The sequence below is a fragment of the Paenibacillus sp. FSL R7-0272 genome (assembly GCF_037969905.1).
GTDB lineage: Bacteria > Bacillota > Bacilli > Paenibacillales > Paenibacillaceae > Paenibacillus > Paenibacillus polysaccharolyticus.
The window spans coordinates 6,079,606-6,096,789 of the sequence record NZ_CP150221.1; the positions used below are offsets into that span (position 1 = coordinate 6,079,606).

Annotated in this window: 16 protein-coding genes; 8 read left to right on the forward strand and 8 right to left on the reverse strand. The window is 48.3% G+C overall.

Annotation, left to right across the window (positions count from 1 at the left end):
* The first annotated feature begins 438 nt into the window (after positions 1-438).
* Positions 439-726: a helix-turn-helix domain-containing protein gene (locus MKY23_RS26620; protein WP_090921779.1), complete on the forward strand. Its 288-nt coding sequence runs from the start codon at positions 439-441 to the stop codon at positions 724-726.
* A gap of 120 nt (positions 727-846) precedes the next feature.
* On the opposite strand, the gene MKY23_RS26625 is transcribed toward MKY23_RS26620, so the two are convergent.
* The 5 genes from MKY23_RS26625 to MKY23_RS26645 all read right to left on the reverse strand — a co-directional run bounded on the left by MKY23_RS26625 (position 847) and on the right by MKY23_RS26645 (position 7,079).
* The gene (locus MKY23_RS26625) at positions 847-1,833 is read right to left on the reverse strand and encodes a Gfo/Idh/MocA family oxidoreductase (protein WP_339833493.1); all 987 of its coding nucleotides are present in this window, start codon (positions 1,831-1,833) and stop codon (positions 847-849) included.
* Positions 1,834-1,902: 69 nt separating this feature from the next.
* Entirely contained in the window at positions 1,903-3,561 is a 1,659-nt protein-coding gene (locus MKY23_RS26630) for an FAD-dependent oxidoreductase (RefSeq protein ID WP_336121689.1), read from the reverse strand.
* A 405-nt stretch (positions 3,562-3,966) separates the two neighbouring features.
* Positions 3,967-5,454: a glycerol kinase GlpK gene (gene glpK, locus MKY23_RS26635; RefSeq protein WP_336121688.1), complete on the reverse strand. Its 1,488-nt coding sequence runs from the start codon at positions 5,452-5,454 to the stop codon at positions 3,967-3,969.
* A gap of 22 nt (positions 5,455-5,476) precedes the next feature.
* The gene (locus tag MKY23_RS26640) at positions 5,477-6,046 is read right to left on the reverse strand and encodes a glycerol-3-phosphate responsive antiterminator (RefSeq protein ID WP_154960817.1); all 570 of its coding nucleotides are present in this window, start codon (positions 6,044-6,046) and stop codon (positions 5,477-5,479) included.
* 259 nt (positions 6,047-6,305) lie between these two features.
* Entirely contained in the window at positions 6,306-7,079 is a 774-nt protein-coding gene (locus MKY23_RS26645; protein WP_221789626.1) for a GTP cyclohydrolase II, read from the reverse strand.
* 400 nt (positions 7,080-7,479) lie between these two features.
* On the opposite strand from MKY23_RS26645, the gene MKY23_RS26650 reads away from it, so the two are divergent.
* The 4 genes from MKY23_RS26650 to gntK all read left to right on the forward strand — a co-directional run bounded on the left by MKY23_RS26650 (position 7,480) and on the right by gntK (position 12,295).
* A complete protein-coding gene (locus tag MKY23_RS26650) occupies positions 7,480-8,754 on the forward strand; it encodes an ABC transporter substrate-binding protein (protein ID WP_336121687.1) in 1,275 nt (424 codons plus the stop codon).
* Between the two features lie 33 nt (positions 8,755-8,787).
* A complete protein-coding gene (locus tag MKY23_RS26655) occupies positions 8,788-9,738 on the forward strand; it encodes a sugar ABC transporter permease (RefSeq protein WP_339833500.1) in 951 nt (316 codons plus the stop codon).
* Positions 9,739-9,759: 21 nt separating this feature from the next.
* Entirely contained in the window at positions 9,760-10,587 is an 828-nt protein-coding gene (locus tag MKY23_RS26660) for a carbohydrate ABC transporter permease (protein WP_090921699.1), read from the forward strand.
* Positions 10,588-10,747: 160 nt separating this feature from the next.
* A complete protein-coding gene (gene gntK, locus MKY23_RS26665; protein WP_339833505.1) occupies positions 10,748-12,295 on the forward strand; it encodes a gluconokinase in 1,548 nt (515 codons plus the stop codon).
* A gap of 145 nt (positions 12,296-12,440) precedes the next feature.
* Here gntK and MKY23_RS26670 read toward each other — a convergent pair whose 3' ends face one another.
* Positions 12,441-12,830, reverse strand: a complete 390-nt coding sequence (locus MKY23_RS26670) for a polyketide cyclase (RefSeq protein ID WP_090921695.1) — start codon at positions 12,828-12,830, stop codon at positions 12,441-12,443.
* 201 nt (positions 12,831-13,031) lie between these two features.
* Here MKY23_RS26670 and MKY23_RS26675 point away from each other — a divergent pair, with 201 nt between their 5' ends.
* The 3 genes from MKY23_RS26675 to MKY23_RS26685 all read left to right on the forward strand — a co-directional run bounded on the left by MKY23_RS26675 (position 13,032) and on the right by MKY23_RS26685 (position 15,290).
* The gene (locus MKY23_RS26675) at positions 13,032-13,343 is read left to right on the forward strand and encodes a metalloregulator ArsR/SmtB family transcription factor (RefSeq protein ID WP_154890154.1); all 312 of its coding nucleotides are present in this window, start codon (positions 13,032-13,034) and stop codon (positions 13,341-13,343) included.
* A complete protein-coding gene (locus tag MKY23_RS26680; RefSeq protein WP_154890153.1) occupies positions 13,343-14,197 on the forward strand; it encodes a hypothetical protein in 855 nt (284 codons plus the stop codon). Before MKY23_RS26675 ends, MKY23_RS26680 begins: the two co-directional genes overlap by 1 nt.
* A gap of 133 nt (positions 14,198-14,330) precedes the next feature.
* Positions 14,331-15,290 carry an MraY family glycosyltransferase gene (locus MKY23_RS26685; protein WP_090921690.1) on the forward strand — a complete coding sequence of 320 codons (960 nt, stop codon included), beginning with the start codon at positions 14,331-14,333 and terminating at the stop codon, positions 15,288-15,290.
* Positions 15,291-15,468: 178 nt separating this feature from the next.
* Here the strand turns inward: MKY23_RS26685 and MKY23_RS26690 are convergent, their stop codons facing one another.
* Complete coding sequence (locus MKY23_RS26690; protein WP_090921688.1) at positions 15,469-16,287, reverse strand: carbohydrate ABC transporter permease; 819 nt, start codon at positions 16,285-16,287, stop codon at positions 15,469-15,471.
* Positions 16,287-17,180 carry a sugar ABC transporter permease gene (locus tag MKY23_RS26695; RefSeq protein WP_090921685.1) on the reverse strand — a complete coding sequence of 298 codons (894 nt, stop codon included), beginning with the start codon at positions 17,178-17,180 and terminating at the stop codon, positions 16,287-16,289. Before MKY23_RS26695 ends, MKY23_RS26690 begins: the two co-directional genes overlap by 1 nt.
* Positions 17,181-17,184: the final 4 nt, after the last annotated feature.

The following is a 17,184-nucleotide window of genomic DNA, read 5'->3' on the forward strand; positions in this document are numbered from 1 at the left end:
ATGTATTGCAGCACTCATCTATGTAAAAGTTCCCTAGAAGAAACTGTAGTTTACTCAGGTTCTTCTGGAACTTGGATAAGGTTCTAATTTCCGAGGTTTATCCACTGCTCTGGTTGCATGACTACTCACCCGGAAATGGTATGTACATTTATAATACGCATTATTACTCACAAACTTACTTTTATGAAGTGAGTATATAATAATAAGATAATTTCTTCAAGTAATTTTTTGTGAAATGATGTATAATACATACAAAAGGTATGTTACAGTATATTTTGTAGTGACCAGCCTTCACTTGAAGGTGCTTTTATTTTTCAGAGCGGCAGAAACTTTTGTCCTTTTATATAGGTTGTATTGCACATTTGCCATGAATCGAGGTGAAACACGTTGAAGCTGAGAAAAGTAAAATCCCCAAGCCCTTGTCTGATTACACAAGCAATGGACATCATCGGGAAAAAGTGGGTACTGCTGATTATGTATCAGCTGCTGTCCGGACCAAAACGGTTCACGGAACTGGAAGCCGAGATGGCGATTAGCGGGCGGCTGTTATCGGAGCGGCTGAAAGAGATGGAGACGGAAGGCATCGTAACCCGGCATATGTATCCCGAGATTCCGCCCCGTGTGGAATATGAACTTACCCCTAAAGGTAGAGCGATTGAACCTGTCATTAATCAAATCTACAGCTGGTCTTCGGACTGGTTAAAAGAACAGCAACAATTGAAGTAAGATACAAACTACAACAAGAGGTCTTATTTTACCCTAAGTTTTATACAAAAAACGCCTGCACCCGGAACCACAGAAAACATGGTTCGAGGTCGCAGGCGTTTTTGTGCGCTAACGATCTGTTTAAGCTTTGATCTTTACAGGCAGACCAGAGTCCACGGATTCCTGTGCAGCGACGGTAATTGCCTGTGTACGGCAGGCATCTGCGTAATCGGACAAAATGCGGGAACGATCTCCCGTGCGAAGTGCATGAATAAATGCTTCATTCTCCCGTTCATAGGGATTCTGTCCAGCTGAAACCTCAAGTCCTGCCATCGGATGCGAAGCCGCACTCGGTAGCAGAAGGCGGTCGGGTGTCCAGTCCCATACACCGGCATCCGTGTAGAATTGCAGCCCTGCTCCACCCTCACCGTCAGGCAGTAGACACGTATTCGCAATGCTCGCAATCGCACCACTTTCCAGCTTCAGCGTCACGTTAGCGACATCGTCAACCGTCACATGCTCATGTTTCTCATGCATGCTACGCTGGGCTGCTACGGCATAAACTTCCGTCACTTCGCCTGCACAGAAACGCAGTAGATCTACAATATGGGTCGTCTGTTCCACAAACTGACCTCCCGATCCGTCTTGACGGCGCCACCAACTAACGCCAGGCATACCGCCCATCCAGCGCCCCAGAGCCATGCCCACCTTCTGCTCCTGCATGGCTTGTCTCATGACCTGCGCAGCACCCTGATAACGGAAATGATATCCTACAGAGGTTAATAAAGAAGACTGTTGCACTTGCTCCAATATGCGGAGTGGTACGTCCATTCCTGTGCTCAATGGCTTTTCCACCAGGAACGGAATGCCCCGTTTGATCAACTCTGACTCAATGAATCCGTGAGACATGGGAGGCACACAGATATATACGGCATCCAGTTTCTCACCGTCCAACATATGTTCAAGCTCATCGTATCCCGTTGCATCATACACGGAGGCCATCGCTTCTGCCTTTTCGAGTGTTGTTCCACATACACTTGCGACACGAACACCTTCCATGCGTGTAAGAATATCTGCGTGTACTTTACTAAACCAGCCTGTTCCTATGATTCCGATCTGCAATGTCATGGATGTAATCCCCTCTCTGTTACGCGCTTACATGTTCCATTCGACCCCACTCGGCAAATTCCTGCTCCCCTAGCTCTTGCCGGATGCTTCCAGCAACAGTTGATCCAATTCCTTAGCGTAGGTTGCTACCTGCTGTTCTGACCAGCCAAGCTGTTCTGCCATATACATGCTGACTGCTGATCTATAACGGCGTACCTCATCGATGCGGAAAAATAAATCACCCGTTCGCCGTACCCAGAAATCGGCTGGCGTTGCCGTCATCTCTTCCTCCATCGCGTAACGAAGCATCAGCAAAAGCTCTTGCGACATGCCGTGAAGCTCTGCCTTGGCTCGCGGGTCAGGCATGCGCTCATACAGCGCATCCACGTTGGAGCCGTACGTACGGGCAAGCCGTTCCGCCGCTTTCCGGTCCAGACCTAGCGCAACGCCATCCTTGATCTTGCGTTCGGTGTACGTGACGTATCCGGCCGAACCGCCAACATCCCCCCCGGAGATCGGCATCTTTTTGGTTACACAAGGTCCCGGGGTGTAACCAAACTCTTGTTGCATCTGACGCGCAACCAGATCCACGACCATCTCGGCCATTTTGCGATACCCCGTCAATTTACCTCCAGCAATGGTAATCAGGCCGGAATCCGATACCCAGACTTCATCCTTACGCGAAATCTCTGAAGGGCCCTTGCCCTCCTCATGGATCAGTGGACGCACGCCTGCCCAGCCTGACTCCACATCCTCTGCACGAATCTGGACATCCGGGAACATGCCGTTCACTGCATCAATGACATAATCACGGTCTGATTCCGAAATTAACGGATGAGCCGGGTCATCACGGAATACTGTATCGGTTGTACCTACATAGGTTTTGCCATCCCGCGGCACCGCAAAGACCATACGTCCATCTGGCGTATCAAAATAAACCGCTTGCCGTAGCGGGAATCGTGCGCCGTCAAATACCAGATGAATGCCTTTGGTCATCTGTAGCGTTTTACCCTGGCGTGAGCCATCCACTTCACGGAGGGTATCCACCCATGGCCCTGAAGCATTGATTACTTTTTTCGCCATAAGTTTGTAACGATTCCCGTTTAGTTGATCCATCACATGGATGCCTGTTATCGTTCCATTCTCCTTCTGAAAAGAAGTTGCTTTCATATAATTAACAGCCAGCACCCCGTGCCGCACTGCTTCCTTCATGACTTCAATCGTAAGTCTCGCATCATCCGTCCGGTACTCCACATAACGTCCGCCTCCCAGCAGTCCCTGCTTCCGCAGCAGAGGCTCACTTGCAGATGTATCACTGGCGTTCAGCATCTGGCGACGTTCACTGCGCTTCACTCCAGCAAGTCGGTCGTACACCATCAGACCCATAGATGTACTGAAACGGCCAAACGTGCCTCCCGTGTATATGGGCAATAACATCGGTTCCGGTGTTGTTACATGTGGCCCATTCTCATAAACCACCGCCCGCTCTCTTCCAACCTCGGCTACCATCTTCACTTCAAACTGCTTCAGGTAGCGCAAGCCGCCATGAACCAGTTTTGTGGAACGACTCGATGTGCCTGCCGCGAAATCCTGCATCTCCACCAGTCCCGTCTTCAATCCACGAGATGCCGCATCCAGTGCAATGCCGGCACCTGTAATGCCGCCACCAATCACCAATACGTCAAAATGTGCATTCGACATTTGTTCCATGTATTCGGTTCGTTTTGCCGCCGAGAACGTTGCTGTCATGTAAAAACCCTCCATAATTTCCCTTATTTTTCTCTAAAAAACAACAAAAAAAGGACCACGTCATTCGTTCAGCAATTGCTGAACGCACGTGGTCCCTCCCGATCTCCAGACATCATTTTTTAACTTGTAACCTAATCCTATCACAGATTTTCGGTGGCGTGAAGGCCTGATTTGACACATTATTCAAAAAAATTTAAAAAACTTTTTTTGTGCAAGGATGGAATTTCAAAGCAACCCACTAACTCTACAATTTTCCTTATTGTGGACAATACTTTCTCTCCATCCAGGAATATAATCCCTGTAAATTAAGTATCATTTTCCACCAGTAAATATCATTTATAACATATGTTTAACGAAAAAGTACAAATAACCATTTGCCTATAATGAGGAAGACGTAATTCTATTTTATTTAAAAGCCATGGCCGCCTTGATCGCTCGCTGCCAACCCGAATACAGCTGCTCCCGCTCGTCCTGGGCCATCACAGACTCAAAGACTCGCTCCGTATGATCATGTTGATTCAGTTCTTCTGTATTTGACCAGAACCCCACGGCTAGGCCCGCAAGATAGGCTGCACCGAGAGCTGTCGTTTCGTTCACTGATGGACGCTCCACAGGAATGCCCAGAATATCACTCTGGAATTGCATCAGGAAATCATTCGCCGCAGCACCTCCGTCAACACGTAACGTATGTACGGGGTATCCAGAATCGGTCACCATGGCCTCCAGTACATCCTTGGTCTGATAAGCCAGCGCCTCAAGTGTCGCGCGGATAAAATGCTCCTTCGTAGTGCCACGAGTAAGGCCAAATACAGCTCCTTTCACATCGCTGTCCCAATACGGGCTTCCGAGTCCCACAAAGGCAGGCACCATATAGACCCCGTCCGTCGAAGGCACTCGCTTCGCATAGTCCTCACTGTCTTTGGACGAACGAAGCATGCGAAGACCGTCCCTCAGCCACTGCACGGCTGAACCTGCTACGAAAATGCTGCCTTCCAGCGCATATTGAACTTTACCATCCACACCCCAGGCAATCGTTGTAATCAGCCCGTGATCCGATTGTACAGGCTCCTCGCCCGTGTTCATCAACATGAAACATCCGGTACCGTATGTATTTTTCATACTCCCCTGGATATAACATCTCTGACCAAACAATGCAGCCTGCTGATCCCCTGCCGCACCCGCGATCGGAACCCTGTGGCCGAAGAAATGGTAATCTGTCGTATGTGCATATATCTCGGAAGAGCCCCGCACTTCAGGCAGCATCGCCTTAGGGATATCCAGAATATCCAACAATTTATCATCCCACTGCAACTCATAGATGTTATACATCAGGGTGCGCGAAGCATTCGAAACGTCCGTAACATGGGTACCGCCACTGAGTTTCCAGATCAACCAACTGTCGATGGTGCCGAACAGTAACTCCCCTTTCTCCGCCCGTTCACGTGCACCAGGGACATGATCCAGAATCCATTTTACTTTTGTACCCGAAAAATAGGGGTTAATCAGCAAGCCTGTTTTCTGATGAAACAGGTCGTCCAGCCCTTGCGTTTTCAACTCATCACAGATGGATGCTGTCTGTATGGACTGCCATACCACTGCGTTATAGATCGGTCTGCCGGTTTGCTTATCCCACACCACTGCGGTTTCCCGTTGATTGGTGATGCCGATACCTGCAATCTGTGCAGGTTTGATGCCACTCTCCGCCAGACAGGATGCCATTACGGCGAGGATCGAACTCCAGATTTCGTTGGCATTTTGCTCTACCCAGCCCGGTTTGGGAAAATACTGCGGGAACTCTTGCTGTGCCATATGCACAATCTCGCCGCTATGGTTAAACAGAATTGCCCGGGAGCTAGTTGTGCCCTGGTCCAGAGCCAAAATAAATTTTTCCATACCTTGTGCCTCCAGTGTGTAATTATAATGTAAGCGTTTTCCCAAAATACTTGATCAAATCATCATTGGATGTCGTTACAGCCGCCGCTCCCACACCGAGTGCAAGTTCCACTTCTTCAGGTGTACGAATCAGCCCCCCTGCAATGATGGGAATACCTGTCCGTTCAGACACCTCCGCAATAATATGCGGAATGACTCCAGGCAATACCTCGATATAGTCGGGCTGTGTTTTGGCAACCAATTGGTAACTTTTCTCCAGTGCATGGGTATCCAGCAGGAACACCCGCTGAATCGCCGTAATGCCTTTTTGTTTCGCTTTCTGGATGATGCTGGCCCTTGTGGAGATCAGTCCAGCCGGACGAATATGCTGGCACAGATACTCTGCGGCGTACTCGTCGTTTTTCAGCCCTTGCACCAGATCGGCATGTAGCAAAATCTTCTTCCCATACCGCCGAGCCTGGTCCATCATACTTTGCAGTTGTGCAATATGCGTTTCTAACATGACCCCGTAAGTATATGGGCCTTCGATGATTGCTTCAAACTGCTTCATACTCTTCGCCGCTGGCAAAATACGTTGTCCCTCAAATGCCACCATCGTTCCCCCTGCATTCATCAGATGTCTATATTGTATAATTCGTCACACACCAACGGCAAGTGATTTGGGGGAAGTCACCAAATTCAAGAATTCAGGCGACATACCGCATATTCCTCCCGGCAAATTATCTTACACCGCAAAAAGACTGCTACTGCACTTTTCAATATGAAAAGCACCGTAACAGCCCGTATACATTACAACCAACGTATGATCACTATAAATTACCATGTAAATCCAAATATTTATTCTTAATCAATCAAGCCTGTGCATGTGGAACACGTGTCTCTGTCGCCGTCTCTGTCCAGCTATCGCTTTCCGCCAGGTGACCTGAACGCTTCACTTTCGTTTGCAGATACTTCTCATTAAATGCCGACCGATCTCCCCAGAGCGGAACGCGTCCGCCCACATTGAGTCCTGCTTCCTGCAGTGCAGCCAGCTTACGTGGATTATTCGTGATCAACGTAACCGGAGCTGACCGAAGTGCACGCAATACAGCAATCGCATCGTCATAATTACGCGCATCATCCGTGAAGCCAAGTTGCAGGTTCGCATCTACTGTATCCAGACCTTCTTCCTGCAAAATGTAAGCCATTGCTTTGCTGAACAGGCCAATGCCCCGTCCTTCATGATTCGCAAGATAGAACAGCGCACCTGCGCCATGTGCCGCAATCATCTTCATGGACTGCTCCAGTTGGAATCCGCAGTCACAGCGTTTGCTGCCGAAGATATCGCCTGTGTGACAGATGCTATGCATACGAATCAGCGCATCCTGCGCCTCAGCAAAATCGCCATACACCAGCACGCTGGATTGCTGACGCTCTGCCAGTTCAGCACCCGCAAGAGATGCGATTAGCTCGCCGCTTTCCATCGCTTTGTCCGTTTTCAGCCAGCTGTACCATTGAAATGTTCTCGTTTCCCCATCCAGATTGACCGGCAGTTTAATCGGTCCCACCAAATGTATGAATTCTTTTCCGCTCGGAAAAGTCTGGATTTTAGGGGCAAGCAGTTGAATAATATGTGAATTGATCATCGTTCGTTCCTCCTGTTAAGCATCTTCATCTCAAAATGTCTCATAATATTATGCATTCGCATCCGCTTTGATTTTGGATCACTTACTGACGTAATACATTAAAACGTCTTATTTTCAAGCTCTGCTCACAGCGAAATATTACGTATCTATATAATCCTCACTATAATTAGTTACTTAATGTAAGTTAGTTTAGAATAAAAATTATATTGTGTCAAGTAACTTTTATTTTTAAAGTAACTACTAATTTTATGTTAGGTAATGGACACAACCCATGTGTTTCATTTAAGGAAAATTGGGTATGAGTTTAGAAACTACTCATACACTATTGGTGTAGTCCACGAAGCCCAGCCTTAGTCTCTGATACTTCTTGCGTCAAACCTAATGATGAGGGGGTTAGCCTATGAACCGCCGTAGAAGAACCTGTTGGATAGCCATCATCATGGTCTGTGTCCTGCTAATCAGCGGATGCTCCATCTGGCCGGGACAGGATGATTCAGCATCCAGTAAAAAGGTAGCGCTTACATTGTGGTATTGGAATCGATCCATTGACGACAAACTCATTGCCAAGGCCAAAGAGGAATTCCCGAATATTGAACTGACTGCCCAGAAGATCGGTGGGGATTTCAAAGCCAAGCTCAAAACCACCCTCGCTGCACGCTCAGGCGAGCCAGATATCGTTGCACTTAACGACTGGATCATGGAGTTATTCCCGAGCGAGGATCGCTTCTATAACCTGTATGATCTAGGCGCAGGAGAGGTCGAAGACCAGTATTTGCCGTGGAAATGGAAGCAGGGCGTGACGCCAAATGGACAGATGATCGGCTTTCCGATGGACACGGGGCCGACAGCACTTTTCTATCGTGCAGACTTGTTCAAGGAAGCAGGGCTACCTTCCGAACCGGAGCAAGTTGCACGCCAGATTGATAACTGGGATGCCTACGCTGCTGCCGGAGAGCAGATTAAGGAGAAGTTTGGCGGAAAGGTTTTTCTGACCGATAATATCGGAAGCGTTTACAATCAGGTGCTTTCTCAAGCTGCAGAACGGTATTTCCGTCCTGACGGGTCGTTTATCGGCATGGATTCTCCTGCTGTACGCAAAAGCTGGGACACAGCCGTTGCTTTTAAGGAAAAGGGACTGCTTGCTAACGCTGACGGCTGGACACCCACCTGGAATGCAGCAATGAATAACGGCGAGATTGCCTCGTTCGTTGGTGCAGTCTGGATGAAGCAGGTGCTTCAGGAGGCGGCACCAGACACTTCGGGTAAATGGCGTGTTGCCCGAGCTCCTGGGGGAGATGGCAATAACGGCGGCTCCTTTCTCTCCATTTTAAAATCAAGCAAACATCCGAAAGAAGCCTTTGAATTGATTCGCTGGCTGCAAAGTCCAGAGAACCAACTGGAGCAGTATCAGACGCTCAACCTGTTCCCGTCAGCTCCAGGTGTGTTTGATAAACCAGCCATGAAAGAAGAGGAACCTTTCTTCGGCGGGCAAGCAACAGGCCCGGTATTCGCTGAATCCGCACAGCATGTGCCTGATGCTTTTTTTGGTGAACGATACCCTTCGGTACACAATATCATCACCCGTCGGCTGAACGATATTGCCAAACAGAACGCTGATCCACAGCAAGTCTGGTCAGATACGGTGCACCGCGTCGAGCGGGAATTACAGCGTTAAAGCATGCATGTGATCCGTAAAGGAGGAGTTGTTATGGCTGTCACCGAACCTCGCACGTCCCCTGATTCCGGGCCGTTCCAGCCTGATCTGGACCGGCAAAAATCACTTTGGGCCCGTATATGGGAGCATCGTGCGCTCTATGTTGCCATCTCGCCTTTTTACATTCTGTTCGCCGTGTTCGGTCTATTCCCGATCGCATTCTCACTGTATCTGGCTTTCCACAAATGGGATGGAATCGGTGTGATGACGTATAACGGCTTGAACAATTTTAAATATATGCTCACCGATGTCGAGTTCTGGCAAGCGGTTGGCAACACGTTGATGATCTGGATCTATTCGACCATTCCGATGCTTTTCTTCGCTCTTATTATTGCGTTTCTACTACATGCGCCTTTCATCAAATTCCGTACCTTGTTCCGGGTCGGTTACTTTCTGCCCAACGTCACATCAATTGTGGCGGTAGCCATCATCTTCGGGGCATTGTTCGCAAACAATTATGGCTTCCTTAACTATCTTCTGCAGTCGGTCGGCCTCCCGGTCGTCGAGTGGCTGAATGCTCCCTGGGGCATCAAAATCGCTATCTCCTCCATGGTGGTCTGGCGCTGGACCGGTTATAACGCCATTATCTATCTAGCCGGACTTCAGAGCATCCCGCAGACGCTGTATGAAGCGGCCAGAATCGACGGGGCATCCGCTGTGCAATCCTTCTTCCGTATTACCATTCCGATGCTGCGTCCGGTCATTCTGTTCACGGTCATTACATCTACGATTGGCGGCATGCAACTGTTCACTGAACCGCAGGTGCTGGTGGGCAATGACGGAGGTGCCGGAGCAGCTGGTATGACCATCGTACTTTACTTGTATCGTGAATCCTTTATCAACAATTATTTTGGATACGGTGCAGCCGTTGGATGGGGCATGTTCCTGATTATCGCCCTGTTCTCCATCGTGAACTGGAAGCTTGTTCAAGGCAAATCATCCTGATGTGACAAGGGGGGAGCGCTCATGGCGTCCAAACATCTCAAGTCGCTGGTGCTGTATACCGGCCTGATCGGTGGCATGCTTATATCCATGTTCCCGTTCTATTGGCTCATTGTTATGTCCACCCGAACAACGTCCGACATTTACAAGTTTCCGCCCCAGCTCTGGTTCGGCGGTGAACTGTGGAACAATATTACACGGGTTTTGCAGCAGATTGATTTTTGGGGAGCCTTTCTGAATACCTTGTTTGTATCAGGTGTAGTAACCATTCTGGTGTTATTTTTTGATTCACTTGCGGGATTTGCGTTTGCGAAGTTTGAGTTTCCGGGCAAAAAATGGCTCTTCGTCCTGCTGCTCGCCACCATGATGGTGCCTTCCCAGCTGTCGCTGGTGCCTTCCTTCGTGCTGATGGCCACGTTCGGGTGGGTAGGTTCCTTCAAAGCCCTCATTATTCCGGGCATGGTCAATGCCTTCGGCATCTTCTGGATCCGTCAGTATGCGACGGAATCCATCCCGAACGATCTGCTCGATGCAGGACGGATCGACGGTTGTAATTTCTTTCGCTTGTATTGGAACGTTGCATTACCAATTCTACGGCCTGCATTTGCCTTTCTCGGCGCATTCACGTTTATTGGGGTATGGAACGACTACCTGTGGCCGCTAATTGTACTGACCGATGCACGCAAATACACACTTCAGATTGCATTATCTCAATTAAACGGACTCTATAACACGGACTATGCGATGGTCATTGCAGGTACACTGCTTGCCGTTCTTCCGCTCATCATCATGTTCCTGTTCATCAGCCGCCAGTTTATCTCGGACATTGCGGCAGGAGCGGTGAAGGATTAACTGAGGTGAGGTAGGGATGAGAGATATCCAGAGCACTGGGAGCAAAGTACCGATATGAAGCCATTTTGATCCTTCCCGCAAGTCTGATATTCTTATTCTATAGATGAGATACCAGACGTTATATAAGCTTGAATATTGAAATGGAAGAGGGATGATCACCATGGCGGCTTCACCTTATATGATCGGCGTAGATATCGGCACAACCTCGACCAAGGCTGTGTTGTTCAAGCAAGACGGTAGCATAGTTGCACAAGGCGGTGCAGATTATCCGTTATACACACCAACACCAGTGATTGCAGAGCAAGATGCGGAGGATATTTTTCAAGCGGTCCTTGCCTCCGTGCATCAAGCCACCTCCAAAGCCGGGGCACAGCCGGACGACATTCTGTTTGTTTCGTTCAGCTCGGCCATGCATAGCATTCTGCCTGTAAATGCACAAGGCAAACCGTTGATGCGAGCAATGACATGGGCAGACAATCGCAGTGCCGAGTGGACAGAAGCACTCAAATCGGAGATGAACGGACATGAAATCTACCTCCGAACGGGTACACCCATTCATCCCATGTCTCCACTGACTAAAATGATGTGGCTCACCCGAGAAGAACCGGACTTGTTCAGGCAGACACATAAATTGATCTCCATGAAGGAATATGTTTTCTACAAGCTATTCTCTGAATTTGTTATCGATCATTCAATGGCCTCTGCCACCGGACTTATGAATCTGGAAAAACTCGAATGGGATGCGGAAGCATTGCATGTTGCTGGCATTACGCCGGAGCATCTGTCCAGCCTTGTACCCACAACTCATGTATTAAAAGAGGGGCTTAACCCCGAATATGCCAAAGCGATGGGTATCGCGGAAACGACTCCATTTGTGATTGGGGCAAGCGACGGCGTGCTCTCGAATCTGGGCGTGAATGCCATTGACCCAGGAGTTGTTGCTGTGACGATCGGCACCAGCGGGGCAATTCGTACGGTCGTAGACAAACCAGTGACCGATCCAAAAGGACGTTTCTTCTGTTATGCGCTAACGGAAGATCAATGGGTCATCGGCGGGCCTGTGAACAATGGCGGCGTAATTTTCCGCTGGATTCGGGATGAGTTCGCGGCCTCCGAGGTGGAAACGGCAAAACGTCTCGGGATCGATCCGTATGAAGTTCTGACACGTGTCGCTGAAAATGTACCGCCAGGTTCAGACGGACTGTTGTTTCACCCCTATATGACCGGGGAGCGCGCACCTCTCTGGAACCCGAACGCACGCGGATCGTTTTTCGGCCTGACGTTGCATCACAAGAAGGAGCATATGATCCGTGCCGCGCTGGAAGGTGTGCTGTTTAACCTGTACACGGTTATGCTCGCGATTGAGGAGAAGATTGGTCGTCCGAAAAAGATTCAGGCCACCGGCGGCTTCGCCCGCTCCGAGCTGTGGCGCCAGATGATGGCCGATATTTTCGATCAGGATGTTATCATTCCCGAAAGCATCGAGAGTTCCTGCCTTGGTGCCGCTGTACTCGGGCTGTATGCCACAGGCCGTATTGATTCCCTAAGCGCCGTTTCCGGCATGATCGGTTCAACTCACCGCCATCAGCCACACCCGGAACGTGTGCGTGTGTATCGCGAACTGTTGCCGATCTTCATCCGCATCTCACGCAAATTTGAAGAGGAATATGCCGATATCGCGGCATTCCAGAATCGAATGATGCAATAAATGAAGGCTCTTCCCTATTCTAGAGAGGGGAAGGGCCTGTTTCATTCCATCTTTTTTTTAAAAAAATATGTCCATGATACGGTGTACACACTCTCCAAGATACAAATAAACCCCACAGCTTAAAGCCGTGAGGTTTATAACACACCTACGAATTATATTTGCTGAACGCATTCTCGTCCGCTTGTACATTTTCCAAGTATACAATCTGGCCTGCATCATTCACACGCGCAATATCCACGCCCGTCTTCGCATACACCGATCCATCCGCTGCTTGTCCGCACACAGCCCAATTGGTTTGATAACTACCGTCCGGCTGGGGCACCCAGGCGTCCCACATATGTTTAATGTCTTGGTTATATTCATAAAAAGCTTTCATAAACCCCTCAAACCCGGCATGACTGGTGCCATTCAACACAATCTCGGCATCTGAAGTAAACAGGGATAACAAGTCCTGCATAGCCTGTTTATCTGTTCGTGAAGCATCAAATAATCGGAAATAGTTATTCAACATCGTAATGTTCGCTGCTGTATTCATCAATGGTTAGCCTCCTGTTGTCTCTTGCTGTCTCGAATGAAATATTTCATGCCGTATGCTCAGCACATGCTATCAATTCGAATAATTTCGAACTAATTATTACGATAAGAACTGTATCACACTAGCTTACCGAATCGCAATACATATTTCGAAATTTTTCGAACATTGAAAGAAATAGCCAACTATGCTAACGTCTATCTTATGAGAACTATAACGATACCTACCGCTTCGGAGATGAGCCTGACCACAGTCTGCAATGCACTCGGTGACCCTATCCGCATGAAGATTGCATACTGTCTAGCCAGCTCGGGCGAGAAAAATTGTTCCGCTTTTGAAGTTGACCATATCTCCAAATCCACGTTGTCCCACCATATCAAAATCTTGCGAGAAGCTGGCATTATTCAGCCACGCATTGACGGTAAACACCACTTTTATTCCCTTAGAAAGGACGAACTCATTGCACGTTTTCCAGGACTGGTCGCTATGATTCTACAAACAGGAGGCTCAGATTAATGGATAAAAAGGCAACCAAGATTCTAATGAGTACATTCTGGGGCGGTGGCGGTTGGAAATCACCTCATGCCCCCTTTTCGGGTGATGATTTCGAATATGCCAAAAGCAAGGGCGTCATGTTCGACCCGCTCACGATCAGCCATGACGAGATCGTAGAGCGTCTGCATCACATGCATCAGAACCCTGCGCTTAAAGAGCGCGTCATTACAGCCTTTCTACACAGTCTATCCACCAAAAAAGTGTATCTGCGCAGCGCATTATCCAGCTGGGCTTTGACACGAAACATGCCTCTGCATACCTACGGTGAACGCCCGGCTTTACATGCCAATACAAGCGCCTGCGGGGACTGTAACTTCCTTCGTTTACAATCGGATAAACAATATGTGGATGTAGATTTAAACGTGCTCAATTTTGAACGAATCAAATGGGGTGGCGTACGGCACGGTTGGTTGCTCTACTGCCTGATGGATCTGGAGTTACTGCTCCAGGATGACAACGATAATAGTAGTAACAGCACGGAGAGCAATCACATTTCCCCTTACGAAGTGACTGAGGAAGACCGAACGATTCTTGCCAAGATGCTGGAAGCCTCACAGACAGGAGATCCAACGGACAGTGCACGCTCCCTGGAGAAAAAGTGGAAGGATTGTGTACCATCCAGTAAACAAGAACGGGATTCACTACTAGAAATCTGGGCGGCCGCTGGTATTCTCGTTCCTATGGATACGCCAAGGAAACGTAAAGGTGGTTCAGGCGACTTTATCTTTGTCGCTACTTGGCAGGGCGATGATGGGTATCATGCCGAAAACGTACTTGATTACTTCGGCCCTTATCTGCCTCCAAGTAACCTCTAGATTGGTTTCATCTATTACATCTGATTCGCATGACCATCCATGCTCCAGGTTACAATACTGATATCGACAGATTTCGGGTTGAACTCGTATAATAAGAGGAAATGAGGATGATGGGAGTGAACCAAGCGAGTTTATGATGTACATACTGGCTTTCATATTGTCTTTTGCTGTCGTGGTTCTGCTGATTCCGCCGCTGGGCCGACTGGCGCACAAGCTGGATTTTGTGGACAAGCCCCGGGAAGATGTGGAGCGTAAGCTACACAGACAACCGATACCACTGACTGCTAGCTACGCGATATTTACTGGATTTTTCCTGACATACATTGCTCTTACTAAAGAATTGACCTGGGAGACAGCCGCATTGGTTGCGGGCGGCATGCTTCTCCTGACGATCGGTACGATTGATGACTGGTACAAAACCAAAGGAAAAGACTTTCCCGCGCTACCTAAAATGATTATTCAAGTCTCCGCTGCAGTGCTCGTTTTTGCTTCTGGTATTGCGTTTACCGGATTCGTGAATCCGTTCAATGCAGAGTATGTGCTCCTGCCGATCTGGTTGCAATTCATTCTGACGATCCTGTGGATTTTCGGAGTTACGACGGTGATTAACTTCTCGGATGGTATGGATGGACTGGCTGGTGGTTTGTCCGCGATCTCAGCGATCACGTTGTTTATTGTAGCGATTACGAAGGGCCAGAGCGATTCAGCACTGATGTCCATTACTTTAGTTGGGGTAACGCTTGGTTATCTCAAATATAACAAGGCTCCAGCCAAAGTGTTTATGGGCGATGCCGGCGCTACGTTCCTAGGCTTCATTCTAGCGGTCATCGCACTTGACGGTGCATTCAAACAAGCAACGATGCTGTCCATTTTCATTCCGATTCTGGCGCTGGGCGTACCGATTTTCGATAATATTTTTGTCGTGATCAAACGTTTCCTGCAAGGCAAAGCGATCTATCAAGCCGATGCAAGTCAGGCTCACTATCGCCTGCTCCGTGCCGGTTTGAACCACAAACAGGTGGTTGCCGTGCTCTATCTGGTCAGCACTTGTCTGTGTCTGTCCTCCATTATTTTATTGTTAGTCGATATGTAAAAAAATCGTTGGATCACCCAATGCAAGCTATGCCAATGAATGATTCAATAGAAATACAAGAAGCCACCCCCATGTCGAATGAGGGTGGCTTTTTTTGTTATTGAATAACTTGTTACATGAGTATCAACTCAACAAGAACACATCAAGATTAGCCGTTTTTTTCTTATTCGTAAAAAACCTATGATTTAACCGCACCCGCCATTGCACCGCCAACGATAAAACGCTGCAACGCAACGTACAGCACAACCAGCGGCAACGTCACGATCAGAATCCCACACGCTAGTAGCGGCCAGTTATTCATATACTGCCCATAGAAGGTAAACAAACCTTTGGTAACCGGCTGATAATTCGGATCAGACAGATAAATGGTCGGCCCAATAATATCATTCCATACCCCGATGGCTGTGAGAATAATGCCTGTTGCCAGAATCGGCTTCATTAGCGGAACAAGGATGGTAAACAGATAACGGGTGTATCCGCATCCGTCCATGGCAGCCGCCTCATCCAGCTCGCGGGATACCGATTTGATATAACCGACAAACATCAGAAACGCAATGCCTGTGCCCGTCGTTTTCAGCAAAATGTAACCCGTCTGCGTATTATACAGCCCCAGTTGATTGATCAAAGAGAACTGAGGAATCAACGGGTTCGGCAAATACATGGAGATCAAAAAGAAAATATAAATCAACGTACTGAATTTCACGTATCTGCGAGCAAGCGGGAAAGCTGCAAATATGGACAAAATTAAGGTCAGCAGTGTGGACATGCCCGTGTAAAGCACACTGTTCCACATGTACTGCGAGAAACTACCCTTCGTCCATGCTTCGGCAAAGTTCTCCAGCCGTATGCCTTCCGTAAGTGCTACGGGATTCAGTAAATACTCCGTCTGTGTTTTCATGGACACATTAAACAGATAGAACAGAGGGAAGACGTATAGCGCAAGCATCAGCAGCACAATAATGTAGCTGATTGTTCTTGATGTTCTGCTCTGCTTCATTATACTTCCACCTCTCTTTTGCGAAGATAGAACAACGCGACCATCGAGATCGTAAACACAAACAGGAACTGAATCATTGCTACCGCAGAAGCCAGACCATAATCGGCTGAGCCGCTACCAAACGCTGTTGCATACACGTCAAATGCCAGCGTTGTTGTATTAAATTTACCGCCTGTGAGGACGTAGATAATGTCAAAGGTTTGCAGTGCGCCGATGATGGACAACAGCATATTCACGGTAAAAGAAGGAGCAATCATCGGGAACGTGATGTTAGTGAATGCTTTCCATCCCGATGCACCATCCATATAAGCCGCCTCGTACAGATCACTCGGAATCGTCTGCAGCCCGGCAAGGAAGATGGTCATGGAATACCCCATATACATCCAGATCTGCACGAAAATAATCAGCTCAAAGGCAATATTATAATCCCCGAAAAAGTTCGAGCTGGTGCCAAAGAAATTCAGAATTGACTGCGCCGGCCCGCCAAGCGGATTTGCTACGAGCTGCCAGATCAATCCGGACACCGTTACACCAAGCACGACGGGCAAAAAGAATACCGCACGATACAGCTTGTCGCCTCGAAGCTTTTTGTTAATCAGAATGGCCATAAACAGACCTACTGCGTTTTGGATGATAACTACAGCAAACGCAAAATATAAGGATCGCCCGATCGCATCCAGCCGGTCACCTGCATTAGATGCGCCAAAGAAGGTTTTATAATTTTCGAAACCGACAAAGCTCCACTCTTGTCCTCTCACTCCAGTCGCATCGGTAAACGAAAACAGCACCGTCACCAGCGATGGACCAAAACCAAACACGACATAAAGCAGTAGTGGAATGCTTAAATACAGATAAGGAATCAGCCGCGCCTTCCCTTTTCCAAACGGATACATCGTC